General features: G+C 28.1%; 18 protein-coding genes. 14 read left to right on the top strand and 4 right to left on the bottom strand.

The window, feature by feature from the left end; translation table 11 throughout:
• Nucleotides 1-315: 315 nt before the first annotated feature.
• A complete protein-coding gene (locus tag RYM86_RS04890; RefSeq protein ID WP_315078262.1) occupies nucleotides 316-1605 on the top strand; it encodes a M18 family aminopeptidase in 1290 nt (429 codons plus the stop codon).
• 284 nt (nucleotides 1606-1889) lie between these two features.
• Here the strand turns inward: RYM86_RS04890 and RYM86_RS04895 are convergent, their stop codons facing one another.
• Nucleotides 1890-2687: a DeoR/GlpR family DNA-binding transcription regulator gene (locus RYM86_RS04895; protein ID WP_315078263.1), complete on the bottom strand. Its 798-nt coding sequence runs from the start codon at nucleotides 2685-2687 to the stop codon at nucleotides 1890-1892.
• A 470-nt stretch (nucleotides 2688-3157) separates the two neighbouring features.
• Between RYM86_RS04895 and ulaG the strand changes: the two genes are divergently transcribed.
• The 8 genes from ulaG (at nucleotide 3158) to RYM86_RS04935 (ending at nucleotide 12274) form a co-directional block, all read left to right on the top strand.
• Nucleotides 3158-4222: an L-ascorbate 6-phosphate lactonase gene (gene ulaG / locus RYM86_RS04900; protein ID WP_315078265.1), complete on the top strand. Its 1065-nt coding sequence runs from the start codon at nucleotides 3158-3160 to the stop codon at nucleotides 4220-4222.
• A 160-nt stretch (nucleotides 4223-4382) separates the two neighbouring features.
• Nucleotides 4383-4826 carry a PTS sugar transporter subunit IIA gene (locus RYM86_RS04905; protein ID WP_315078267.1) on the top strand — a complete coding sequence of 148 codons (444 nt, stop codon included), beginning with the start codon at nucleotides 4383-4385 and terminating at the stop codon, nucleotides 4824-4826.
• A gap of 79 nt (nucleotides 4827-4905) precedes the next feature.
• Entirely contained in the window at nucleotides 4906-6363 is a 1458-nt protein-coding gene (locus tag RYM86_RS04910) for a PTS ascorbate transporter subunit IIC (protein ID WP_315078269.1), read from the top strand.
• Between the two features lie 41 nt (nucleotides 6364-6404).
• Entirely contained in the window at nucleotides 6405-6698 is a 294-nt protein-coding gene (locus RYM86_RS04915; RefSeq protein WP_315078272.1) for a PTS sugar transporter subunit IIB, read from the top strand.
• 107 nt (nucleotides 6699-6805) lie between these two features.
• On the top strand, nucleotides 6806-7843 hold the full coding sequence (locus RYM86_RS04920) for a hypothetical protein (protein WP_315078275.1): 1038 nt from the start codon (nucleotides 6806-6808) through the stop codon (nucleotides 7841-7843).
• Between the two features lie 297 nt (nucleotides 7844-8140).
• On the top strand, nucleotides 8141-8830 hold the full coding sequence (locus RYM86_RS04925; RefSeq protein ID WP_315078277.1) for an L-ribulose-5-phosphate 4-epimerase: 690 nt from the start codon (nucleotides 8141-8143) through the stop codon (nucleotides 8828-8830).
• A 126-nt stretch (nucleotides 8831-8956) separates the two neighbouring features.
• Nucleotides 8957-9802 (top strand): L-ribulose-5-phosphate 3-epimerase, encoded by an 846-nt coding sequence (locus RYM86_RS04930; protein ID WP_315078279.1) that lies wholly within the window; start codon nucleotides 8957-8959, stop codon nucleotides 9800-9802.
• Between the two features lie 402 nt (nucleotides 9803-10204).
• Nucleotides 10205-12274 (top strand): MBL fold metallo-hydrolase, encoded by a 2070-nt coding sequence (locus tag RYM86_RS04935; RefSeq protein ID WP_315078281.1) that lies wholly within the window; start codon nucleotides 10205-10207, stop codon nucleotides 12272-12274.
• Between the two features lie 526 nt (nucleotides 12275-12800).
• Here the strand turns inward: RYM86_RS04935 and RYM86_RS04940 are convergent.
• Nucleotides 12801-13052, bottom strand: coding sequence for a hypothetical protein (locus RYM86_RS04940; RefSeq protein WP_315078282.1), 252 nt, complete (start codon nucleotides 13050-13052; stop codon nucleotides 12801-12803).
• Nucleotides 13053-14633: 1581 nt separating this feature from the next.
• On the opposite strand from RYM86_RS04940, the gene RYM86_RS04945 reads away from it, so the two are divergent.
• The 3 genes from RYM86_RS04945 (at nucleotide 14634) to RYM86_RS04955 (ending at nucleotide 19808) form a co-directional block, all read left to right on the top strand.
• Nucleotides 14634-16964 (top strand): N-acetylmuramoyl-L-alanine amidase family protein, encoded by a 2331-nt coding sequence (locus RYM86_RS04945; protein ID WP_315078284.1) that lies wholly within the window; start codon nucleotides 14634-14636, stop codon nucleotides 16962-16964.
• 487 nt (nucleotides 16965-17451) lie between these two features.
• The gene (locus RYM86_RS04950) at nucleotides 17452-19245 is read left to right on the top strand and encodes an N-acetylmuramoyl-L-alanine amidase family protein (protein WP_315078286.1); all 1794 of its coding nucleotides are present in this window, start codon (nucleotides 17452-17454) and stop codon (nucleotides 19243-19245) included.
• Between the two features lie 155 nt (nucleotides 19246-19400).
• Nucleotides 19401-19808 carry a type VII toxin-antitoxin system HepT family RNase toxin gene (locus RYM86_RS04955; RefSeq protein WP_315078289.1) on the top strand — a complete coding sequence of 136 codons (408 nt, stop codon included), beginning with the start codon at nucleotides 19401-19403 and terminating at the stop codon, nucleotides 19806-19808.
• Between the two features lie 101 nt (nucleotides 19809-19909).
• Here the strand turns inward: RYM86_RS04955 and RYM86_RS04960 are convergent, their stop codons facing one another.
• Both RYM86_RS04960 and RYM86_RS04965 read right to left on the bottom strand, forming a co-directional pair.
• A complete protein-coding gene (locus RYM86_RS04960) occupies nucleotides 19910-21745 on the bottom strand; it encodes an O-antigen ligase family protein (protein ID WP_315078291.1) in 1836 nt (611 codons plus the stop codon).
• Between the two features lie 587 nt (nucleotides 21746-22332).
• Nucleotides 22333-23772 (bottom strand): undecaprenyl-phosphate glucose phosphotransferase, encoded by a 1440-nt coding sequence (locus RYM86_RS04965; RefSeq protein WP_315078293.1) that lies wholly within the window; start codon nucleotides 23770-23772, stop codon nucleotides 22333-22335.
• A 268-nt stretch (nucleotides 23773-24040) separates the two neighbouring features.
• Between RYM86_RS04965 and rfbA the strand changes: the two genes are divergently transcribed.
• Together rfbA and rfbC are read left to right on the top strand one after the other, a co-directional pair.
• Nucleotides 24041-24919: a glucose-1-phosphate thymidylyltransferase RfbA gene (gene rfbA, locus RYM86_RS04970; protein WP_315078295.1), complete on the top strand. Its 879-nt coding sequence runs from the start codon at nucleotides 24041-24043 to the stop codon at nucleotides 24917-24919.
• A 31-nt stretch (nucleotides 24920-24950) separates the two neighbouring features.
• Nucleotides 24951-25490, top strand: coding sequence for a dTDP-4-dehydrorhamnose 3,5-epimerase (gene rfbC / locus RYM86_RS04975; RefSeq protein ID WP_315078297.1), 540 nt, complete (start codon nucleotides 24951-24953; stop codon nucleotides 25488-25490).
• Nucleotides 25491-25529: the final 39 nt, after the last annotated feature.

The following is a 25529-nucleotide window of genomic DNA, read 5'->3' on the forward strand; positions in this document are numbered from 1 at the left end:
AAATATAAAATAAATTTATAGTATCAAATTAATATAAATTCATAGTATTAGTTTGATAAATGTTAGAAAAATTAATATAATTTTTTTATATTGAAATATAAAGTAAGGTATAAATTGTATTTTGTACTATAGGTCGTTTGATTTAAATTATATGATTTGATAATATGACTATATTCATATATTTATTGTATATGTAATTAATGATAGTAAATGATTACTTAAAGTATAACGCTGTATGTTTTTAGTAATACATTTTTACAAAGTTATACTTTATGTGATGGTTTTTTAAGCTATTATATCGAGAGGAGAAAATTTATGAACACAGCAAAAGATTTATTAAATTTTATAAATAATAGCAAAAGTGCATTTCATGGTGCTCATGAAGTTAAATCAATCTTAGATAAAGAGGGATTTGTAGAAATTAAAGAATGTGATAAGTGGGATTTAAAACATGGTGGAAAATACTATGTTATGAAAAACGAATCTGCAATAATAGGATTTGAAATTGGAAGTGGAGATATAACAGAAGAAGGATTTAGATTAATAGGAGCTCATACAGACTCTCCAGGATTCAGAATAAAACCACATGCAGAAATGACAGTAGAAGATCATTACGTTAAATTAAACACAGAAGTTTATGGTGGTGCAATACTTAGCACATGGTTTGATAGACCATTAGGGGTAGCTGGTAGAGTTACATTAAAAGGAAGCAATCCACTAAAACCACAAGTTAAATTAGTAGATTTAAATAAGCCTGTTTTAATAATACCAAGCTTAGCAATACACATGAATAGAACTATTAATGAAGGCTATGAATATAATAGACAAAAAGATACATTACCATTACTTACAATGGCTACTGATAAGTTAGAAAAAGATGGTTACTTACTTAAGTTAATTGCAGAAAGTTTAAATGTAAAAGAAAAAGAAATTGTAGATTTTGATTTATTCGTATATGAGTATGAAAAAGGATGCTTATTTGGAATGAATGAAGAGTTTATTTCAGCAGGAAGATTAGATGATCTTTGGATGGTATATGCAGGCCTTGTAGCATTACTTCAAAGTAAATCTAATAAAGCAACAAAAGTTTTAGTTGCACTTGATAATGAAGAAATAGGCAGTTTAACATCTCAAGGAGCAAATTCTTCATTACTTGAAAATATATTAGAAAGAATAACATTAGCACTTGGAAAAGACAGAGAAGATTTCAAGAGATCATTATCAAACTCAGTTATGATTTCAGCAGATTTAGCTCATGCTCTTCATCCAAATTATGCAGAAAAGCATGATCCAACAAACAGACCACTTATTGGAAAAGGACCTGTTATAAAAATAGCTGCGTCAGGAAGTTATTCAACAGATAGCTACGCAGCAGCAATATTTAAGCAAGTTTGTAAAAATGCAAATGTACCATGTCAAGAATTTGTAAATAGATCAGATGTTAAAGGTGGAACAACAATAGGACCAATAACTGCATCTAAATTAAACATTCCAGTTATAGACATGGGTGCACCATTACTTTCAATGCATTCAGTAAGAGAACTTGCAAGTGTTAAAGATAATGAATATACAATAAAAGCATTTACTGAATTTCTTTCATTATAAGGATGTTTTGAATTAATATTATAGTGAAATAAAATAAGTATTAATTATATTATTACTAAAGAGATTTAATAAAGTTTTATACTAGATAGCTTGGAAAAAGTAGTAGGTTTAAATATTTTAAAAACATTAAAAACATTAAAAAATATTCATATATTATAATGCATGAAGTTAAAAAAATTACATCCCAGATTTTGGGGTGTAATTTTTTAATATATTTATAATTTTAGAATATAGTTAATTTTTTATTCTTTTTATAAGTATTTATTAGTTAACAATTGAATTCTCTATTCTTTATAATCTAAAGTTATTACAGTAACACCTTTATCTTTAAGGGCAACAGCCTCAGTCTTATCAATATCAGAATCTGTGATAAGATGAGAAATTTCATTTATATCTCCGCTAGAAAAATTATTATGTCTACCTACTTTAGAACTAGATGCTAATATATATACAGGACCATTACAGCGATTTATCATCTCATGATTAATCAATGTTTCTTGAAGCACGGAAGTACTTATTCCAGAGTCTGATGCTATACCACTAACACCTAAAAAACATTTATCAGCTGTTATTTTAGAAAGTATATAGGTAGCAAATTCTCCAACTAATGATTGTTTTCTTTCATAAACCTGACCGCCAGTTAAGACTAGTTCAATATTTGGACCAATAGTTGATTGCAAAACTTTACCATTATTAGTAACGACATTAACTCTTCTATCATCTAGATATTTTAGTATTAAAAGTGCAGTTGAACTAGAATTTATAAATATAGTATCACCATCTTTTATTAGAGAAGCAGCGTATTTTGCAATACAATTCTTTTTTTGAATAAGCACTGATTCTTCATGTTTTTCTTTTGAAGTAGGTTTAACATCGTCATTTACATCACTTACTAACCTTGCACCCCCATAATATCTTATGATTAATCCTTCGTCATCTAAGACTTGCAAATCCCTTCTTAAGGTAAGTGGAGATATTTGTAATCTTTCTGCTAGTTCATTAGTATTAATACTCTCATTTGATTTAAGGTAATCTAAAATCTTATCTCTTCTTTTAGAAACTATAGATTGTGTTTTTTTCATAATAATCGTCACCTTTGCCTAATATTTTAATTTATCATTAATTTTTATAAAACCGATAAATAATATAATCAATCTTATCTACCATATAAGGAATTTCTTTAATGCCTTGAAAGTAGTTATTATAACTAATATCCTATCTTAGATTTATTGTTAATTATATAAGTGTATTTAAAATTTCATTATATAATTTAATTCTCAATATAATTATAATACAAATAATCATAAGGTTCAATTGAAACATTCAAAAAATACATTTTAAAATAAAAATATTAAAATAATTCAAAAAATACTTGAATTATTTGAATGTTTAGGTTAAGATAGATTCATAAACAAACAAAAGATTCAGAAATATAAATCACAACGTTCAATAAAAAAAGTAAAAAACATTATAAAAAATCGAAAAACATCGAAAATAATCAAAAAATATATAAAATAAACATAAAAGCTAGTATAATTAGGAGGAGATCAAAATGTCACAAGTACAAAATATTACAAGAGAATCATGGATACTTAATACATTTCCAGAATGGGGAACTTGGTTAAATGAAGAGATAGCAAAAGAAAATGTAAAACATGGTACCTTTTCCATGTGGTGGTTAGGATGTACAGGAATATGGGTTAAGAGTGAAGGAAGTACAAATATATGTATAGATTTTTGGTGTGGAAGTGGAAAGAAAACAAAATCTAATCCATATATAAATCCAGAACATCAAATGGCTAGAATGTGTGGAGGAAAGAAACTCCAACCAAATTTAAGAGTAGCACCTTTTGTATTAGATCCATTTGGAATAAAAGAAATTGATGCAGTTTTATCAACACATGATCATAATGATCATATTGATGTAAACGTTGCGGCGGCAGTTATGCAAAACTGTGATTCAAGTATACCATTCATTGGACCACAAGCATGTGTGGATAAATGGATTGGCTGGGGAGTACCAAAAGAAAGATGTATAGTTGTTAAGCCGGGAGATACAGTAAAGGTTAAAGATATAGAAATAGTTGCATTAGAAGCATTTGATAGAACAGCATTAATAACAGCCCCACCAGAAGGTGACTTAAGAGGAACAATGCCAATTAATATGGATATTAAAGCAGTTAACTATTTAATAAAAACTCCAGGTGGAAATCTTTATCATAGTGGAGATTCACATTATTCAAACTACTATGCAAAACATGGTAATGAACATAAGATAGATGTTGCACTAGGTTCATATGGAGAAAATCCAAGAGGAATTACAGATAAGATGACATCAATAGATATTTTGAGAATGGCAGAATCATTAAATACAAAAGTAGTTATACCGTTCCATCATGATATTTGGTCAAATTTCCAAGCAGACACAAAAGAAATATTAGAATTGTTTGATATGAGAAAGGACAGGCTACAATATAAATTCAATCCATTTATATGGCAAGTAGGAGGAAAATTTACATTCCCAGTAGATAATGAAAAGAGAGAATATCATTATCCAAGAGGATTTGATGACTGTTTTGAAACAGAAATAAATTTACCATACACATCATTCTTATAAGATAAAATCTTTAAGTTAGAGTTTTGCACTCTAGTTAAATTTATCGAAGATGAAGCCTTATTTTCTAATAATAAAGAGATAAGAAAATTAACAAGGTTAAACATTTGATAAAAATTATATGGGGAGTTGATAGCTCCCCAGTTAAAACAGGAGGGACATTATGTTAAAGGGATTAATTGAGAAAAAAAGATATTCATTTCACAAAGAATTTACAAAGTGGGAGGATGCAGTGAAAGCCTCTTGTAAACCTTTAATAGAAGAGGGAGTTATAGAACCATCTTATGTTGATTCAATAATAGCAAATGTAAATAAGTATGGTCCTTATATAGTAATAGCACCGAATGTATGTATACCACATGCACAGGAAGGTGTTGGTGTTAATGATACAGCCATTTGTTTCATGAAAACTGAAAAACCAGTTCATTTTAGTGATGACGCAGAGCAGGATGCACAATTATTTTTTGTATTAGCTTCAACGGATAATGAACTTCATATGAAAAATTTAGTTAGTATGGTTGATTTGATAGAAAATGAAGATGTATTAAAGAGATTAGTAGAATCTAATTGTGAAGAAGACTTAGAAGCAATTCTTGAAATTTTATAATAAATAATATATAGACTGAAGACCAAGAGGGATTAATATTAAGAAACAATAATTTATTAAATTCTTAGGGGGAATAAAAATGGATTTATTATTATCGATATGGACTTTTTTCCAAATTAATATTTTGACTAATCCAGCATTTTTCATTGGTTTTATTGTACTTATAGGTTATCTGCTATTAAAGAGACCTATATATGAGGCAATTGCAGGATTTATAAAAGCAACAGTTGGTTATTTAATACTTAATGTAGCCGCTGGTGGACTAGTAAATAACTTCCGTCCAATATTGGCAGGGTTGAAAGATCGTTTTAATTTAACAGCAGCAGTTATTGATCCATACTTTGGACAGACAGCGGCACAATCGGCAGTGGAAAATGTAGGACGATCATTTTCACTTATGATGATAGTACTTTTGATAGCATTTATTTTTAACATAATATTGGTTTTATTTAGAAAACAAACAAAGATAAGAACTGTATTTATTACAGGACACATAATGGTACAACAATCATCAACAGCTTTATGGGTAGTACTATTCTGTTTCCCAGACATAATTGATACACAGGCAGTAATTATGCTTGGTTTATTACTAGGAACATATTGGGCAGTATCATCAAACCTTACAGTTGAAGCAACTCAAGAGTTAACTGAAGGTGGAGGATTTGCAATTGGGCATCAACAAATGTTTGGTATTTGGTTAACAGATAAATTTGCAGGAAAGATTGGTAATAAAGAAAAATCAATAGAACATTTAAAATTACCTGGATTCTTATCAATATTTAACGATAATGTAGTAGCAACTGGTATATTAATGATGTTCTTCTTCGGAATAATCATGGGAATATTAGGACCTGATTTATTACATCAAATAGATAAAGGGTTTAATGCAGATAGAAACTTTATATTTTATATAATGGAGAAATCATTAAACTTTGCAGTTTACTTAAGTATATTACAACTTGGAGTTAAGATGTTCGTTTCAGAACTTACTGAATCATTCCAAGGTATTTCAAATAAACTTTTACCGGGATCAATGCCAGCAGTAGATTGTGCTGCAACTTATGGATTTGGGCACGCTAATGCAGTAACAATTGGATTCTTATTTGGAGCATTAGGACAATTTATATCAATTATAGGATTAATAGTATTTAAGAGTCCAGTACTAATAATCACAGGTTTCGTACCAGTATTCTTTGATAATGCAACATTTGCAGTGTATGCAAATAAAAAAGGTGGATTAAAAGCAGCTATGATCATTCCTTTCATATCGGGGGTAATTCAAGTATTAGGAGGAGCATTTGCAGCATACTACTTTGGATTAGCACAATTTGGAGGATGGCATGGAAACTTCGATTTTGCTACAGTATGGCCAGTAATTGGAGTGTTAATGAATAATTTACACTATGTAGGGTTTGGAATAGCACTAGTTGCACTATTAGTCATACCACAATTTCAGTATAGAAAAAATAAAAAAGGATACTTTAAAATAGCAGAAGATTATGATGAATATCTTAATGAAAAGGGAATGGAAGCTTAGTATAAAACAATAAAAAATAATTTTTGAGGGAGATGTTAATTATGTTAAGAGTAATAGCAGCATGTGGAAGTGGAATGGGATCAAGCCAAATAATAAAGATGAAAATAGCAAAGGTTTTTAAAAAATTAGGCATAGATGTAACAATTCAACATAATAGTGTTGGAGAAGCTAAAAGCCAGGCTTCTAGCTTTGATGTAGTATTTTGTTCAGAAGTATTAAAATCAAACTTTAAAAGAGCAGAAGATTCAGGAACTATAATTATAGGATTAAGAAATGTTTTATCAGAAAAAGAAATTGAAGAAAAAATTATAGAAAATGTAGTGAATAAAAAGTAAAAATTACTGGGATGAGAAAATAAAAGATGTTGATATTAAATTAAAATAGAATGTAGATAAGTTAAGATGTGGCAATTTAAAGAATGATTTAATCGGAGGAATAAATTATGAAATTTGAAAAGAAGTTTTTAACAGAACTACACAGATGTTATGCAACTGGTAGCACTGTTGTAGATGGTGAAAGACATATATTACTAGCAACTGAAGGGGAAGGGGCTTGTTATAGTTATACAGGAGAAGATTTTAAACAGACCACAGTTTGGGATGGACCAGGTGGAACAATGTCTATGATACCTATACCAGGAAAGAATGGAGATTTCTTAGCAGTACAAAATTTTTTCCCAACTTTTCAATCAGAAAAAGCTACAATAGTTTGGGCAAGACCAACAGAAAATGGTTCTTGGGATGTGAAGAAAATCTTAGACTTACCATATGTCCATAGATTTGATATATTAAGCGCTAATGGAGTTAATTATTTTTTAGGATCAGTTTTATGTAATTCAAAACAGTTTAAGGATGATTGGTCAGATCCAGGCAAGATTTATGTTGGAGTATTACCAGAGGATTTAAGTAAACCTATAGAACTTAAGGTTATAAAAGAAGGATTAACTAAAAATCATGGATATTGCAGAACTACTTGGGATGGAAAAATGGCAGGTATAGTTACTTCAGAAGAAGGAGCATTTGTAGTGACTCCACCTCAAAGTGAAGGTGAAGAGTGGCGTGTTGAACAAATAATGAATAGACCAATTAGTGATATTGCAGTAGTTGATATTGATGAAGATGGTGAAGACGAATTAATTACAATAGAAGATTTTCATGGCAGTAACTTTTTAATAAATAAGAAAATTGATGGTGAATATAGGTCGATTTATAAATATCCTAAAGAAATGGATTTTGGACATGTCGTTTGGGGTGGAAAATTAAGGGGAGTTCCAAGCATAATTGGTGGATACAGAAGAGTTGAAAAAGAGTTATTTGTAATTCAATGTGAAGATAAAGAAAAGCTTACTTTTAAAACAGAAGTTATTGAAGCTGGCACAGGTCCAAGTAATGTAGCAGTTGTACATGATGAAGATAGAGATATTATAATTTCAGCTAATAGAGAACTTGGGGAAGCAGCCCTATATTTTGTAACTGATTAATAAAATTAGTAAAATTGGTGATAGTACAACAGGTAAATTGGTTACTATCACCTAAAATTAAAACTCATAAGTTGACCATTTAAATTCACAATTAAATATATATAAAATAATGAGTGTGAAGGAGTATAAAACTTCATACTCCAGTTTTAATACCCTTTTTTAGGAAAATTGCAACTTAAAATAAATAAAAATAGATTAGTAATTTATTTGATTATTTAATTAATGAAGTAGAAATGAATTATTTCAGTTTAGTGATTGTCACCACATATTAAAAATACATTGTTAGGAGGATTAATTATGTTAGAAGAATTAAAAAAAGAAGTTTATGAAGCTAATATGCTTTTACCTAAATATAATTTAGTAACTTTTACTTGGGGAAATGTTTCTGCAATAGATAGGGAAGCAGGACTTATAGTAATTAAACCATCAGGTGTTGAATATGAAAAAATGTCACCAGAAGATATGGTTGTAGTTGATTTAGATGGAAGGTTGGTAGAAGGAAAATATAAACCGTCATCAGATACTCAAACTCATGTAAAGTTATATAATGACTTTAAAGAAATAGGAGGAATTGTTCATACTCATTCAAGATGGGCAACTATATTTGCTCAAGCAGGAAGATCAATAAATCCATATGGTACAACTCAAGCGGATTATTTTTATGATGAAATTCCTTGTACTAGAGATATGACACCAGAAGAAATCAAGGCAAATTATGAATACAATACAGGTGGAGTAATTGTAGATACATTTAAACATATAAACCCAACACATGTACCAGCTGTATTAGTAAAAAATCATGGACCTTTTACATGGGGAAAGAATGCAATGGAAGCAGTTCACAATGCAGTAGTATTAGAAGAAGTTGCAATGATGGCTTGGAATACAGAAGTTTTAGCCAAACAAAATATTGAATCTATGTCTAAGGAACTTATGAATAAGCATTTTATGAGGAAGCATGGACCTAATGCTTATTATGGACAATAGAAGAGGCAATATCAATATACATTTAAAATATAGTAAAGAAATAAGGAGACTATCTCAGATATATATAGATATTTTTTGAAGTGATCTATTTGAATTAGAAGTTATGAAAGAAGTAGGTGTGATATTATGAAAGAATATACATTAGGATTATATGAAAAATCAATGCCAAATTTTTTATCATGGGAAGAAAAGTTAAACTGTGCTAAAGAATGTGGATTCGATACAGTTGAAATAAGTATAGATGAAACAGAAGAAAAATTATCTAGATTGGATATGACATTAGATGAGAGAAAAGAACTCATAGATCTAATGTTCAAAACAGGAATTGGTATTAGAACAATGTGTCTTAGTGGACATAGAAAATATTCATTAGGAAGTATGAATGAAGGTACCAGAAATAAAGGTATGGAAATTATGAAAAAAGCAATAACGTTAGCTTCAGATCTAGGAATCAGAATAATTCAAATAGCTGGATATGATGTTTACTACGAAGAAGGAAGTGAACAAACAAGAAAGTACTTTGAAGAAAACTTAAAAAAATCTGTTGATATGGCAGCTAATAAAGGCGTAATACTTGCATTTGAAACTATGGAAACAGAGTTTATGAATACAGTAGCAAAAGCAATGGAATTTGTTAAATTAGTTAATTCACCATATCTTCAAATTTATCCGGATTGTGGAAATGTAACTAATGCTACATTAGATTATGGTACAACTGCTGTTGGAGATTTTGAAAAAGGAAGAGGCCATATTTCAGCAGTGCATTTAAAAGAAACTGTACCAGGAAAGTTTAGAGAAATTACTTTTGGGACAGGGCATGTTAACTTTGAAGAAATAATTAAAAAATCATGGGAACTTGGAGTAAGAAAATTCACAGCAGAATTTTGGTATGTTGGAAATCATGATTGGAGAGAAGTAATTAAAAATACTAAAAAATTTATGGATGAAAAATTTGATTGTGCATTAAAATAATATTTAAGATAATATGTTTAAAATATAAAAAACGTGGTATCAGCCACGTTTTTTGTTCTTAGTAAAGTTGTTTCATTAAAGACCTTCATTATAATTTAAATTACAAATTTAGGCAAAATATCAGGAATGTGTTCTGAAGAATAAATAAATATTAAATGCAAAAAATACAGATATACTTCCAAGGTGATGTTGTTAAATTGATAAGAATATCATTAAATAAACAAGATAATATACTAATTTAATGATATTTTCATAAAAAATTACATGACAATTTAATAATATTACTACAAAAAGTGCATATTTATTTGAGAAAATATTCTAATAAGGTTATAATATATGCAGGAAATTTTTGAGGGAGGGATTGTTATTTTTAATTTACAGAAAAAAGTTATAGTACTAATTATGGCTACAACATTTATAAGTGGTATTTTTCCTAATGTAAATGCATATGCGGCTACAAGTGATCTTTCTAAGTCACAAAAAGATAGCTCATTAGAAAATAAATCGTCAAAAGTTAAAAAGCAAGAAAACAATGCTGAAGAGAGTAAATCAGAAGAAAAGAATTCACAAAAAAATAATTTGAAAGATGACAAGTTATCTCAAAGTGAATTAAAAGAAAAGGATTTAAAAGAAGATGTTGATGAGGTTCTAGATGAAGAGGAAAAAACTCCAGAGCCAGGATGGCATGTTATTAATGGAAAAAGATTTTATTTTACGGAAGATGGAATGTTACAAAAAACAGGCTGGTTTGAAATTGAAGAGTACATATATATAGGAACGGAATCTAGTCCTAAAGTATATGAACCAATTTTAAAGAAGAAGGAACAAACAAATAGTAAAGTTGATAAGCATAATGATAAAAAAGACAAATATAATGAGAATAAAACTGATTTAAAATCTGAAGATAAAATAGAAGATAAAGAACTTAAAGACTCAGAGAAAAGCAATAAAAATATCAAGGATTCAGAAAAAGTAAAAGAAGACAATAAAGAGGGGGAAGAAGAAAGCTCTCTTGAAAATAATAAAGAAGAAAATGATATTGATTCAGATAGTACAAGCTCTAAAGAAGATGAGTATGAAATAGTAGATCCTAGTAAAGATCCTAATTATGTACTTAATAAGAACACTTATTATTTTAAGGATGATCATTCAGTTGTTACTGGATGGAAAGATTTTAGTGGTAAATGGTACAATTTTAATGAATATGGTGCAATGAGAACTAATTGGAACTATATAGATTACAAATGGTATTACTTAGATAATCATGGAGTAATGCAAAATGGATGGCTAGAATTAGGAATGGACAAATATTACCTATATAAAACTGGTGAAATGGCTACTGGAAAAATGAATATAGATGATAAATGGTACTATTTTAATGGAAGTGGAATATTGCAAACAGGATTTTACAAAAAAGATGGTAAGCAATGTTACTCTAATAAAACTGGTGAAATGTTATCCAATGAATGGATAGAAAATAATGATAAAAAATATTATGTTAAAGCAAACGGAGAATTAGCAATAGGTAATATAGTTATAGATGGTGAAGCTGAAAGCTTTACTGATAGTGGTTTATATAAAGGTGGCGGAAAAATAGATGAGTATCTTTATGTAGAATATTTAGATGTTGGAAATGCAGATTGTATATTTATAAAACTTCCAAATGGTGAAACTGCATTAATTGATACTGGATTAAATACAAAAGATAGTGAAAAGAAAGTAATAGACTTTTTAGAAAATCAAGATATGAAAGAAGATGAAGATGATAAAAAAATAATAAATCATGTTATAATAACTCATCCTCATTCAGATCATATTGGAGGTTTATATAAAATTCTTAAGAATTTTAATGTAGAAAAAATATATATGCCAGAAAAAAGTTATTTAGAAGATTGTTTAGATTTAAAGGAAACTGGATCTGAATCTAGTGATATAAAGATTATGAAAGAAGACTATAGAGTATTTAAAAAGACTATGGACTTAATAGAAGATCTTGATATAGAAGTTATAAATGCAGTTAGTGGACAAGGTATTGATGAAGAAGGTATTTTAAAATTTGTTAATAGAGATGTGTACTATGCAAAGCCTCTTGATAAAAGAGTATCAGCAAACTATTGGGAAATAAATAATCAATCAGCTATAGTATATTTAAATTACAATAATTTAGGTGCATTATTTACTGGTGATATAGAATGGTTAGCAGAAAAAGATATAATAGAATCAGATCTTTTAGCAAAATCAAAAGTAGACGTATTAAAAGTTCCACATCATGGAATAGATACATCTTCAAGCTATATGTTTGTAAATTATGTTGGAGCAGATATTGGTATAATTCCTAGAGCAACTAATCAAATAATGAAAAATGCTGCTTATACTAATTTAACAACAGGAAGAGTATCTTTATTTGAAACAGGACTTAAAGATGGCGTTTCATTATATGCAACAGAAGATGGATGGAATGTTCAATATTAAAATTATGTTTAGTACAATGTTGATATATGCATAAGCAAAATGGACTGAGTAATTAAACTTAGGAATACTAAAATGAGTATAGTCCCATTTTAGCTTGTTCCCAATATGAAATTGGAGACAAGCAATAAATGTGACAATACTCATTAAGTATTCTCAAAGTCCAATTACAATGCCACTTTACTAATTACATATATCAACATATTACAAAATACAAATAAGAATTTTAAATTGAACATGAGATAAAACAGATATACTATATATATGAATAATAAAGGTGAGTTTAGTAATTTAACTTATTAAGAATTCTAGAAAATCAAATTCCAATGCCACTGTGCTCTTATATTAGAATATAAATAATAAAACAATATCGAACATATATAAGATAGAGATGTTTGTATATGCATAAGCAAAGTGGACTTAGTAATTGAACTTAGGAATGATAAAATAAGTATAGTCTAATAAAAAACAGGGTACTTAATGATATATGTCATTAAGTACCCTGTTTTCTTTTCTCAGGAGTTTTAAATTATTTGTTACAATGTTTAAAATAATTTTGTTCTGGATTAGTGCTGTTTAAATCAAAAGCTTCACTAGGCGTCATATCTTGAGTATAGTCAAATTCCATGGAAGCTATATTGTTTACCGCGATATCATCCACAGCTGGATTAGGTAGATTAACCGCAACTGATCCATCCTCTGAGATACTTTCTATTTTGTCTTGTGTTGGATGATAGTCTGTTCTTACCTTAGGTAGATAAGGTGACTTCTCATTATTCATAGAATATCACTTCCTTAATATTTTAAAAAAAGTAATATATTAAAAAAATATATTAAAGAAATTAAAATAAGTTAAAAATAATATTTATTTGGAGGCATTAATATTTACAGTAATATTATTTGAATAAATACAAAATTAATACTAGGTTAAATTTGTAAAAATTAAAATATCTCATATATTTATATATGCATAAGCAAAATGGACTGAGTAATTAAACTTAGGAATACTAAAATGAATATAGTCCCATTTTAGCTTGTTCCCAATATGAAATTGGAGACAAGCAATAAATGTGACAATACTCATTAAGTATTCTCAAAGTCCAATTACAATGCCATCTTACTTATTGTATATATAAATATTTTAAACATATATTTTCATTTATAAAGCTCATGGATCGAGTAATTAAACTTAGGAATACTAAAACAAGCATAGTCCTATTTTAGCTTGTTTTAATATAAAATTAAATCAGTAATAAAAATGAATATAATATGTTAAGAATTTTTGAGTTTTTTCTTAAGAAAACCTTAATAGAAGAAAAAATACCCAAATAGGTCCCAAAATATAAAATCAAATTTGTAATGTATAGTGTAAATAAAAACAATTTATTTATTTTTCTTATCTTAAATCTTATCTTAAAGTCATTTAAATTATAATTCTTTTTAGAATTATAGACTGATTAATAAATCTGTTTAGAGTTATTAAGTAATTAGTAATTCTATTTAGTATTGTCGACAAAAAAATCAAAAAAGTTTTAGGTACCAAAAAGAAAAATTTGCTTATAATAGTTAACATGGTAGTAAATTAAGCTATATCCTACAATAATTAAAGAAAAAGCCATTATAATTAAACTTTATAAAATATGCTAGATTTTAAAAATGTTTAGATATTATAGTGTAAAACTAGTAGATAGGACTCTAAAAGTAAATAAGAGATTACAACTACGCTTATTATGCGAAAATATTAACATTTAATTAAAATAGAGCTAAAAATAAAAGTACTATAAAAGCAAATAAAAATAATAGAATATAAGAATTAAGCTTTAATATAAAAAATAAAAATTTAAGGCTTTAAGATAATACCTAAAGATGAAGAATAATAGAAATTTTAATGATTTAAACACTATATATGAACTTAATAAGTTAAATAGTGTATTAGGAGATTAAAATTATTTACAAAAATAATTGAATAATTACAGATAAGATAAAGAATAAAATATTAGTAATTAAGATATGATAAGAAGAAAAATTAATAAAAAGAAAAATACAAATAAATGGCTCTGTTTTAGTAGCATGTTGATATATGTATAAGCAAATTGGACTGAGTAATTAAACTTAGGAATACTAATTAAGGATTCTCAAAGTCCAATTACAATGCCACTTTACTCATTACATATATAAACACATATTTAAAACATAGCAAAAGAGTTTTGATAAGAAGAAAAATTGATAAAAAGAATTTGATAAGAAGAGATATATATTAAGAAGAATTAATAAAAAAGATTAATAAAAAGATAAATGTAAATCGTACAGGATAATGTTTAAATTTTAAATTGCAAACACGCACATGGAAAGGGGAAGGAATATGATAAAAAGAGCAAATAAAATAACATCATTATTATTAGTAGCAGCGGGAATAACTTCGTTAGTGCCATCAACTGGTGTACATGCTGCAGATTATAAAAGAATAGAGTCAAAGGACGGTACAGTCTATAGTGCTCAAGCATATAAGGATGGAAAATTTGTTATAGATGGTGATGTAAAAAATGGAGATACTGAGGCAATCTATTTCTTAAATGATGGAAAGTATACAGAATTAGATGATGTAGACACTGGTTCTGAATTTAATGGGATATTTAATGAAAAATATCTTGATTTAGATGGTGGAGATTACTTTGTTGATTTAACTAATGGTAAAGTATATGATGATGATTTAAGAGATGATGGGGAAGATGATGCAGCAGATGCATTAAGAAAAAAAATAAAGAATAAAGCAGATGACAGATATTCAGATCATGATGAATCAAAAAATGATTTAAAAGAACTTAAGGGTTCAAGATATGGTGAAGCATGGTTTGAAACTACTTATGAAGCAGATGATAAAAAGACTAATGGTGGAGATGGAAACACTGCATCTGATTTAACAGTTTATACAGATATAAAAGGAAATTACATCGATGCTGACTACAATTTAGGAAAAGTTAGAGTAACAGCAAATGGAAAGAGCATTAGTATAGATAATACTGATAAAGAATTTGAAGTTGCAGGTGTAAAAAAGGCACTAAAAGCTAAGGTTTCTAATCAAGATGTTATAGCACAAGATTCTAATAATATATATAGAAAAGCTACTGTAACAGTTTATATTAATCCTTCACTTGTTACTGAAGGTACTGCAGGAACAGCAACAATAAATGATATACAAATGGCAATAAATGGTATAGAGGGAATTAATGTAGACGGTAGCGTTAAAAAAGCTATAAAGAATGAAGTTGATAAACAAGCTGGTCTAGAAGGAGCAACAATTGAAACTGTTAAAACAACGGCTTCAGCAGTAAGTATTGTAAAAGAAGAAGCTGATAAATTAACAGCAGATTCAATAACAACACTTGAAGGAATAAGAGATGCTAAAACAGAATCAGCAACAGGCATTATAAAGGCAGTTCAAGATGCAATAATTAAAGCTGCAGAAAAGGCATATAATGATACAATTGGAGATGCAGTAGCAAAAGATGCAAAAGCAATTGAAGCAGCAATGGCAGCAAAAAAAACAGCAATAGCAGATGCAACTTTAATTGAAAAAGCAGCAATTGAAGCAAAGGGTGATGGCACTTCTGACATTATAATAGAACAAATAAATGGAAATAAGATAAATGAGCATAGTGATGTATTTACAAAAGGTGCAAATGGTTCTGTAAGTTTCGAAACAATACAAAAAATATCAAAATCACAAGATTCTAAAAAAATAGATGGAGCTTATTATTCAAAGAATGTAACTACTTATGTTATATCTGATAAAGATTGTGATAAAGAAGATTTATTAGATGGAGAATTTACAGCAGTAGGTGGAAAGCTTGTTGAATATAAGGTAGATGGAGATAATATAAATGCTCAAACTATAGAATTAAAATCAAGAAGTGGACATTATTACACTGATATGTCTAAAGAAGAAGATCAAGATTTGGATAATGAAGAATCATATGATATAGACGTAGATGGTAACTTATGGGCTTTAGATGGAGGATTTATTTATAAATTTGATAATGATGAAGATTGGGACAAAGTCTACAAAGTAGATGGTTCTATGGAAAAATTATCAGTTTATGATAAAAATAATATAGTTACTTGGAATGAAGATGATGAAGTATATTCAATAATAAGTGAGAAAAATTCATCTGATGAAGATAAAGATGATGAACATGAAAACAAAATAGGCTGGGATAAAGATAACTATGGAAATTGGATATTCTTTGACAATGAAGGAAATCAAGTTAAACATGAATGGGTTAATGTAAATGGAACGTATTATTATCTTGATGAATATGGAATAATGCAATCAAACAAATGGGTAAATCCTTTTGGAAATTGGTACTATTTAAATGCCGATGGATCAATGGCTCATTCAGGATGGTTAAATGATAGGGGAACTTGGTACTATCTAAATGATAGTGGAAACATGTTAACTGGATGGCAATATATAAATGGATCTTGGTATTTCATGGAGTCATCAGGAGCTATGAAGACTGGTTGGATAAATGATAGAGGAACTTGGTACTATTTAAACGGCAATGGTTCAATGAAAACTGGATGGTTAAATGATAATGGAACATGGTACTATTTAGATGGTTCAGGTAGAATGCTTTCTAATACAAGTGTAAATGGATATACATTAGGAGCAAATGGAGCTTGGATTAGATAATAGTTGTGAATTAAAATCTACGCTTTAAAATTGGTATTGTATTAAATTACAACTTTCCCTCGTAATTAAATATCAATATAAATTAAAATAACAAATATACAGGCTATCTCAAGTTAGATATTAATGTCTATGAGATAGCCTTTAATTATATTAAATATAAGTTTATATACAAAAATTGAATAAAATTAAATAACTTCTATTTACTTGGTGTTTTTTAATAAAAATACTAAGTATTTTTATTACATTTTATGAAAGTATTTTTAATACATCTAAAATTTATAAGGAAAAAACATAAAAATATTAAAAAAAACTTAGAAATATTACAAAAAAGTATAAAGAACTACAAAAAAAGTACCGAAATATAAAAAAGTGGATGTATTATATTACGAAAAGAAAAAAGTGAATAATATTCCACAAAGACTAAAGATAAAAGTTTAGAAAAACTAAAGAAAAAGAAATTTAAAGTGGAAAACTAGGAGGAAAAAATATGTTTAATAGAGCAAACAAAGCAACAGCTTTATTAGTAGCTGCGGCTGCTGTAATATCATTAGTTCCAGCTACTGGAGTTAATGCTGCTGATTATAAGAGAATAGAATCTAAAGATGGTACTGTTTATAGTGCACAAGCTTACAAAAACGGAGCTTTTGTTATAGATGGTAATGTTAAAGATGAAGATACAGATGCTGTATACTTCTTAAATAACGGAAAATACACTGAATTAGAAGACATCGATACAGGAGCAGACTTCGATGGAACATACGGAGAAAAATATCTTTCTGTTGATGGTGGAGACTACTTTGTTGACTTATCAAACGGTAAAGTAACAGATGAAGATTTAAAAGAAAATGACATTGATGAAGTTGCAACAGCTTTAAGAAAGAAAATCAAAAACAATGCTGATGACAGATATTCTGATCATGGTCAACCTAAAGATTCTTCATTAAAAGAAATGGCTGGAAACAAGTTTGGTGAAACTTGGTACGAAACTACTTATGAATCTGAAGAAGCTACAAATGGTGGAGAAGCTGGAGCTCCATTAAATGTTTATACAGATGCAAAAGGTAACTACATAGATGCAGATTACAACTTAGGAAAAATTAAAGTAAAAGTTACTGACGGAGCTACTACTAGTGCAGCTGTAACAATAGAAAACACTGATTCTCAATATAAGGGAATAATTAAAGGTGATTTATCAGCAAAAGTTACAGGTGCTGAAGTTATAGGACAAGATTCTAATAACATCTACAGAATCGCAACTATCACAGTTAATGCTGGAGATAACACTGTTACTGAAATCAATGGAATTGATGTAACTGTTGATGCAGAAACTTTCCAATCTAAAGATGGAAACAAAACAGTATCATTCGAAGTTATCCAAAAGATATCTAAAGCTCAAGCTTCAGGAGATATCGATGGAGCTAAATATGCTAAAACAGTAACTAACTATGTTATTTCTAACGACAAGGGAGCAAATAAAGAATTACTTGCTAATGCAAAATTCAACATAGTTGGTGGAAAAGTTATAGCTCATACATTTGATTCAGATTCAGAAACAGTAAATGCTCAAACTATCGAATTCAAAACAAGCAAGGGATTTAACTACATCGATATTAAAGAAGCTGATGATGAAGATGCAGTAGCTGTAGATGTTGATGCAGACGGAAACCTTTGGAGATTAGATTCAGGATTTGTTTACAAATTCGATAATAAAGATGATTGGGATAAAGTTTACAAAGTAGACGGATCAATGGATCAAATGTCAGTTTACAACAAAGACAACATGGTTGTTTGGAATGAAAAAGATGAAGTTTACTCAGTAATCGGAGCTAAAGATGGCGAAGAAGAAAAACCAGAAGTAACAACTGGATGGGCTCAAGCTGAAAATGGTACTTGGAGTTACATTAAAGAAGATGGAGCTAAAGCTACTGGATGGTTAAACTTAAACGGTACTTGGTACTTCTTAGATGCAGCTGGAATCATGCAAACTGGTTGGATCAACGATAACGGAACTTGGTACTTAACTAACGCTTCAGGTGCTATGCAAACTGGATGGCAAAACGTTAATGGTACTTGGTACTTTATGCAAGGATCAGGAGCTATGAAAACTGGTTGGATCAACGATAACGGAACTTGGTACTACACTAACGCTTCAGGAGCTATGCAAACTGGATGGTTAAATGATAATGGTACTTGGTACTACTTAGATGGTTCAGGAAAAATGCTTTCAAACACAACTGTTAATGGTTATGTTTTAGGAGCTAACGGAGCTTGGATCGCATAATTTAAATTAAGCTTTTTATCATATTTAAAGTTTATATATTAGGTACTCCCAATGTGGGAGTACCTTTTTTGAACAAATTATTTATATGTGTATAAGTAAAATAGATTGAGTAATTGAACTTAGGATAGATAATATTAAAAAAAGGAGAATTAAATTTGATTAATGATGTTATTTTAAATAGAAGTGAAAAAATTGATAGAGCATTAAATAGAATATATGAAGTTTATGATAATGATCCTAGTAATTTATGTGATTATACTAAGCAAGATTCAATAATTTTAAATATACAAAGAGCTTGTGAAGCCACAATTGATTTAGCAATGCACATTATAGCAGAAAAGCGTTTAGGTATTCCACAAAATAGTAGAGATGCTTTTGAAGTACTTAATTCAAATAAAATATTAGATGATGAATTAACTAAAAAGATGAAATCTATGGTGGGGTTTAGAAATATAGCTGTACATGATTATAAAGCTGTAAGTATGAAAATTGTTCAAGCTATTATAGAAAATCATTTAGAAGATTTTAAAGAATATGTTTACTATATAAATAAATTAATATAGGTGAAATAATGTTTAAAAGTGAAGAGTAAAAAAATCCAGAGAATCAAGTGATAACTCTGGATTTTTAATTTCAAGTATAGTTTAAATTATATAAATTAAAATTATTTAGTTTCCTTTTTATTTAAGTAATTTAATGCAACTCCAACACCTAATACTATCCAAAACATTGGTGCAACGCTGACTACTGAGTCATTAAACATGCCTGCGAAAAGGTATCCTACAATTCCTAGACATGTTACTCCACCGAGTATTTGAGACTCATTGTATTCTTTCTTTAAGGCATATAATTTAATACTATCTACAATATAGATTAACATTATACCTAAGAATGCGATTAGCGCTATTAAGCCATTATTTATTGCAATTTGTAAATATAAATTATGAGGTTTATCTACAATCATATTAGGAGTACCATAAGCGTAGTATTTACCCATTAAATCATTTTGTGGGAATACATAAGCAAAGGTATCTGGCCCTTTACCTAATAATAAAGTTTCTTTCATTAAAGGAATTGATCTTGACCAAATATATCCTCTTGCAGATCCTAATTTTTCATTTCCTTTAAATCCAAAGGTTTCAGGATATTCTACATCAATAAATCTCATTCCATTTGAATCTCTTAAATGAATACTGTTGTCTTCTTTTAATTTAAACATGAGCGTTGGATTATCATTAACTTGTAACATGAATAAATCTGCTTTGCTAGAAGATTTACTTGACTTACCAAATCTAAATGAAATATTACTAAAGTTTTCATTAGAGGTTTTATAAATGCCATCTACCATATCGTATTGAACAGTTTCATTATTGGAATTTCTAAATACATAAATACTATCTTCAAAATATATTTTTAAAACATCATTTGGGACAGTTATTTCTACACTTTTATCAACATGTTTTATATCACTTATAGGGGTATTTGCTCTATAATCTACATTACTTTTATTATTAAAAACACTAAATATATCTGATACTAAAGAAGGTACTCTTTCAAAAAGTTGGCCCTTAGTAGCAACGTTACCTCCAACAGCTAAAACTGCAATACAAGCTAAAGTTATAACAAGAGGTTTCCAGCTCTTAAATATTACTTTTCCAAAGATGATAAGCCCAAAAATTATAGCTACAAATAAACCAATTATACCAGCACGAGATGTACTACCGAATAATAACCATACTGAAAGCAATGAAAATACTCCTAAGACAATCTTATTAATTACTTTCTTTTCAAATATAGTTAAAGAAAATAATATTGGTAAAACAAGACCTACAAAGCTACCAACATAGTTGTAATGATAAAAAGTACCATAAAGTTTTCCTTTTTCATATAGTAAATTTAATCCATTTTCACCTAGGTTATATTTGCTAGGAACAACTAATGCAATACCTAATTTACTATTAATTAAATCATTACCTATGTATTGAAAAATTCCTAAAAATGAATTAACTAAAATTACAATAAATATAGGTATTATCATGTACTTATAACAATGTGTACTCTTAAATGCATATATAGAATACACAAAAATAATCATATAACATGCAATAGTAATAAATCCTTCAGCTCTATCATAAAATCCAAAGAAAGAAACTTGTCTATATTGTGAAAACATTGCTGAAAGGAAAGTAAAGATTAAAAATACACCAGTACAAATTAAAATTGCAGTAGTAGTTTTATCTCTTTTTTCAAATAACTTTTTAAATGAAAATAAAGCAAATATAAAAAGTATTACAGAAAAAATAGCTAACCAAAGAGCTTTATTTTGTGAAAAGAAATCAGCTTGCTCAGCTACTGCATATAAATCTACACCTGCATCATCAAGTTGAACCATTTTAAGTCTCACAATAAGTGGAATTATGGTTAATATAAATGTAATAGGTAAGAAAAATCCAATGGATTTTTTCTTTAAATTGTCTTCAATTCTTTCAAGAAGATACATACTTAACACTCCTAAAAATATTATTTTTTTCTATTCAGTAATATTTATATTTTATAATAAAGCTCATTGGACTGAGAAATTTACTTTAAGAATACTAAAATAAAGCTTAGTCTAATTAATGCATGCTCCCAATATAAAATTGTGACAAGCAATTAATTCAACAAATCTTTATTAAGAATTCTAAAAAGAAAATTTAATGCCAATTCGCAATTATAATAAAATATAAATAATTAATCAAAAAAATATTTATTAAAGTTGATATCTGACAATAGAATATAATTTTTTCTACTAGATATATCAACATACATTTAAAATATATCCTAATTACGAATAGTCTTATTTTTATATAATTTTAAATTAATTTGCTTATTAAAAATAGACAATATTAATAAATAATATTATATCATTTTAAATATAAGTGTTGCAAGGAATGAGGAATGAGGAATGAGGATTTTGTGGAAAGAGTATCACAAGATATTTTAATAGAAGTTATTAATATAATAGTTGGATTTGTTGAATTTGAATAAACTTAAAAAATAAGCATGTCCTACATAGCTGAGTTAGTTGTGTAGGACATGCTTGTTTTTTTATATATTTATATTATTGTTATTTACATTTTCAGGGTTTTCAATTACTGATTTATTTTTTATTACTAGCTTTTCATTATTTTTAAAGCCTTTAAATGCTGTTTTGAATAGTATTGATATATCTAATAGTATATCCCAATTTTCAATGTAGTGAATATCGTATTCTATTCTCTTTTTAATTGAAGTATCTCCTCTAAATCCATTAATTTGGGCTAGTCCAGTTATTCCTGGTTTTACTTGATGCTTTACCATGTAAAGAGGTATTTCATTTTTAAATTCATCAACAAAATGAGGAATTTCAGGTCTTGGACCTACTAAACTCATATCTCCTTTTAATACGTTAAAGAATTGTGGTAATTCATCAATAGAAAATTTACGAATAAAAGCTCCAAATCTAGTTTTTCTAGGGTCATTATTTGTACTCCAACCGCTTTGTTCTTCGGAATTAACTTTCATTGATCTAAACTTATACATTGTAAAGGTATTTTTGTTTAAACCAACACGAGACTGTCTAAATATAATAGGTCCTTCAGAAGTACATTTTATTACTAATGCAGCAACTATCATTATAGGGCTTGTCAATATAATTAATCCAAGAGAGCCCAGTATATCTATAGTTCTTTTCATAAATGCATTACCGAAGTTATCAAGAGGTATTCTTCTTACATTAATAAGCGGAATACTACCTAGTTGGTCTATATAAGGCTTACTAGGAATATACTTATAACAAAATGGTATTATAGAAATTTTTGTTCCACTTTTTTCACAAGCAGAAACTATTGATTCTAAATATTTTGCATCTTCAATATCAAGAGCGCAAACAACTTCATCGGCATTGTATTTATTTAAAACAGCAAACAAATCATTATAATCTCCAAGTTTATTACCTTGAAAATTTGATGAGTTAGCTACATATCCAGAGTAACTGTATCCAAAGCTCTTATTATTATTAATTATATTTAAATATTCATTAGCAACTTCTCCAGCACCAATAATTATTACATGCTTTAAATTCATCCCTTTAGAACGCATTTTAGATAAAGTTTGCCTTAAAATAAATCTTTTAGATGCGATTAAAGTTATATTAACAAAATAAAATATTACAACAACCCATCTAGAAATATCAACTAATCTAAAAACAAATAATAGCGATAACAAAATAGCTGTTAAGATTGTATTTGCTTTAATTATTTGAATAAATTCTTTTTTAAAAGCAGTTGTTCTAAAAGAATGATAAAGATCTAAGAAATTATATATTATTAAATTTATTGGAACAATAAGGAATGTAAATTGTATATATTTAATCAATTTAATATAATCAGTTTCTGGTGAAAATATATAGAAACGAATGAAATATGCTAAAGTCATAGATATAAATAAAATTAAAATATCTGAAAATGCATTACTTTTATTCAATAAATTTTGATTTTCTTTTATCATTAACATCTTCCTTTATATAAGATTATAAAAATATTAAAAATAGCAGACCAATATGCTTATTAGATTGGAACTTTTGGACTGATACATACTTTTTTATAGCTTGATAATATCATTATATACATAAATTTGCAATGCAAATGCAATTCTAGTGTAATCAAGAAATAATAACCGTAAAAAATTGTAAATAAAATTTGTTTATTTATAGCTTTATGTTAAAATAATTGTAATAATGTTTAATCTAAATAACTAAAATGAAATGAGGAGTTTTATGAAGGGAATAGTGTTAGCAGGTGGAAGTGGGACAAGACTTTATCCATTGACAATGGTAACATCAAAGCAACTTTTACCGGTATATGACAAACCTATGATTTATTATCCACTATCAACTTTAATGTTAGCAGGAATTAAAGATATATTAATAATTTCAACTCCTAAGGATTTACCTAATTTTGAAAAATTATTAGGGGATGGATCAAGATATGGAATAAATTTATCTTATAAGGTTCAACCATCTCCAGATGGATTAGCTCAAGCTTTTACATTAGGAGAAGAGTTTATAGAAAATGATAGTTGTGCAATGATACTTGGAGATAATATATTTCATGGAAATGGTTTAACAGCTCATCTTAAAAAAGCAGTTAAAAATGAAGGCCGTGCAACGGTATTTGGATATTATGTAGACGATCCAGAACGTTTTGGCGTAGTGGAATTTGATGAAAATGGCAAGGCTATGTCTTTAGAAGAAAAGCCAGAAGTTCCAAAATCTAATTATGCAGTTACAGGACTTTATTTTTATGATAATAAGGTTTGTGAATATGCAAAAAACTTAAAGCCATCAGCTAGAGGTGAATTAGAAATTACAGATTTAAATAGGATATATCTTGAAGACGGTAAGCTTGATGTAATAAATCTAGGAAGAGGATATGGATGGCTTGACACAGGAACAGTTGATAGTTTAACTGAAGCTACTGAGTATGTAAAAGTAATTGAAACTAGACAAGGACTTAAGATTGCATGTTTAGAAGAAATTTCATATAAAAATGGTTGGATAGATGAAGAAACTTTGCTTAAAAGTGCAGAGCAATATGGAAAAAGTCCATATGGCGAACATTTAAAGAATGTTGCTGCAGGGAAAATAATGTATTAATTTACAATTATCAGTTGAAAGGGTGCTTATTATGAATCTAATTAAAACTAAATTAGATGGTGTTTATATAGTAGAACCACAAGTTTTTGGAGATGAAAGAGGATGGTTTATGGAAACTTACTCTAAAATCAAAACTCCAGAAATAGCTTGTGATTTTGTGCAAGATAATCAATCATATTCAAAAGAAAAAGGAATTCTTAGAGGAATTCATTTTCAAAATGGTGAGCATGCTCAAGCTAAACTTGTAAGATGTGTTAGAGGAGCAGTTTTAGATGTAGCTGTTGATTTAAGAAAAAATTCTCCTACATACAAACAATGGGTAGCTGTAGAGCTTTCAGTAGAAAATAAAAAGCAATTATTTATACCAAGAGGTTTTGGTCATGGATTTTTAACCATAACTAATGATACTGAATTTGTATATAAGACAGATAATTATTATAATTATGAAAGTGATAGAAGTATTAAATTTGATGATCCGGAAATAGGTGTTGAATGGGGAATAGAAAATCCTATTCTTTCAGAAAAAGATAAAAAAGCACCATTTTTAAAAGATAGTGATTGTACTTTTTAATGATATTCTAAATTATACTTAATATCTGTAAATACTACT

Source organism: uncultured Clostridium sp. (assembly GCF_963527835.1).
Taxonomy (GTDB): domain Bacteria; phylum Bacillota; class Clostridia; order Clostridiales; family Clostridiaceae; genus Clostridium.

Bases quoted from the DNA above. Each gene is read 5' to 3' on its own strand.
- RYM86_RS04890 (WP_315078262.1), top strand. From the start codon at position 316: ATGAACACAGCAAAAGATTTATTAAATTTTATAAATAATAGCAAAAGT.
- RYM86_RS04895 (WP_315078263.1), bottom strand. From the start codon at position 2,687: ATGAAAAAAACACAATCTATAGTTTCTAAAAGAAGAGATAAGATTTTA.
- ulaG (WP_315078265.1), top strand. From the start codon at position 3,158: ATGTCACAAGTACAAAATATTACAAGAGAATCATGGATACTTAATACA.
- RYM86_RS04905 (WP_315078267.1), top strand. From the start codon at position 4,383: ATGTTAAAGGGATTAATTGAGAAAAAAAGATATTCATTTCACAAAGAA.
- RYM86_RS04910 (WP_315078269.1), top strand. From the start codon at position 4,906: ATGGATTTATTATTATCGATATGGACTTTTTTCCAAATTAATATTTTG.
- RYM86_RS04915 (WP_315078272.1), top strand. From the start codon at position 6,405: ATGTTAAGAGTAATAGCAGCATGTGGAAGTGGAATGGGATCAAGCCAA.
- RYM86_RS04920 (WP_315078275.1), top strand. From the start codon at position 6,806: ATGAAATTTGAAAAGAAGTTTTTAACAGAACTACACAGATGTTATGCA.
- RYM86_RS04925 (WP_315078277.1), top strand. From the start codon at position 8,141: ATGTTAGAAGAATTAAAAAAAGAAGTTTATGAAGCTAATATGCTTTTA.
- RYM86_RS04930 (WP_315078279.1), top strand. From the start codon at position 8,957: ATGAAAGAATATACATTAGGATTATATGAAAAATCAATGCCAAATTTT.
- RYM86_RS04935 (WP_315078281.1), top strand. From the start codon at position 10,205: ATGGCTACAACATTTATAAGTGGTATTTTTCCTAATGTAAATGCATAT.
- RYM86_RS04940 (WP_315078282.1), bottom strand. From the start codon at position 13,052: ATGAATAATGAGAAGTCACCTTATCTACCTAAGGTAAGAACAGACTAT.
- RYM86_RS04945 (WP_315078284.1), top strand. From the start codon at position 14,634: ATGATAAAAAGAGCAAATAAAATAACATCATTATTATTAGTAGCAGCG.
- RYM86_RS04950 (WP_315078286.1), top strand. From the start codon at position 17,452: ATGTTTAATAGAGCAAACAAAGCAACAGCTTTATTAGTAGCTGCGGCT.
- RYM86_RS04960 (WP_315078291.1), bottom strand. From the start codon at position 21,745: ATGTATCTTCTTGAAAGAATTGAAGACAATTTAAAGAAAAAATCCATT.
- RYM86_RS04965 (WP_315078293.1), bottom strand. From the start codon at position 23,772: ATGATAAAAGAAAATCAAAATTTATTGAATAAAAGTAATGCATTTTCA.
- rfbA (WP_315078295.1), top strand. From the start codon at position 24,041: ATGAAGGGAATAGTGTTAGCAGGTGGAAGTGGGACAAGACTTTATCCA.
- rfbC (WP_315078297.1), top strand. From the start codon at position 24,951: ATGAATCTAATTAAAACTAAATTAGATGGTGTTTATATAGTAGAACCA.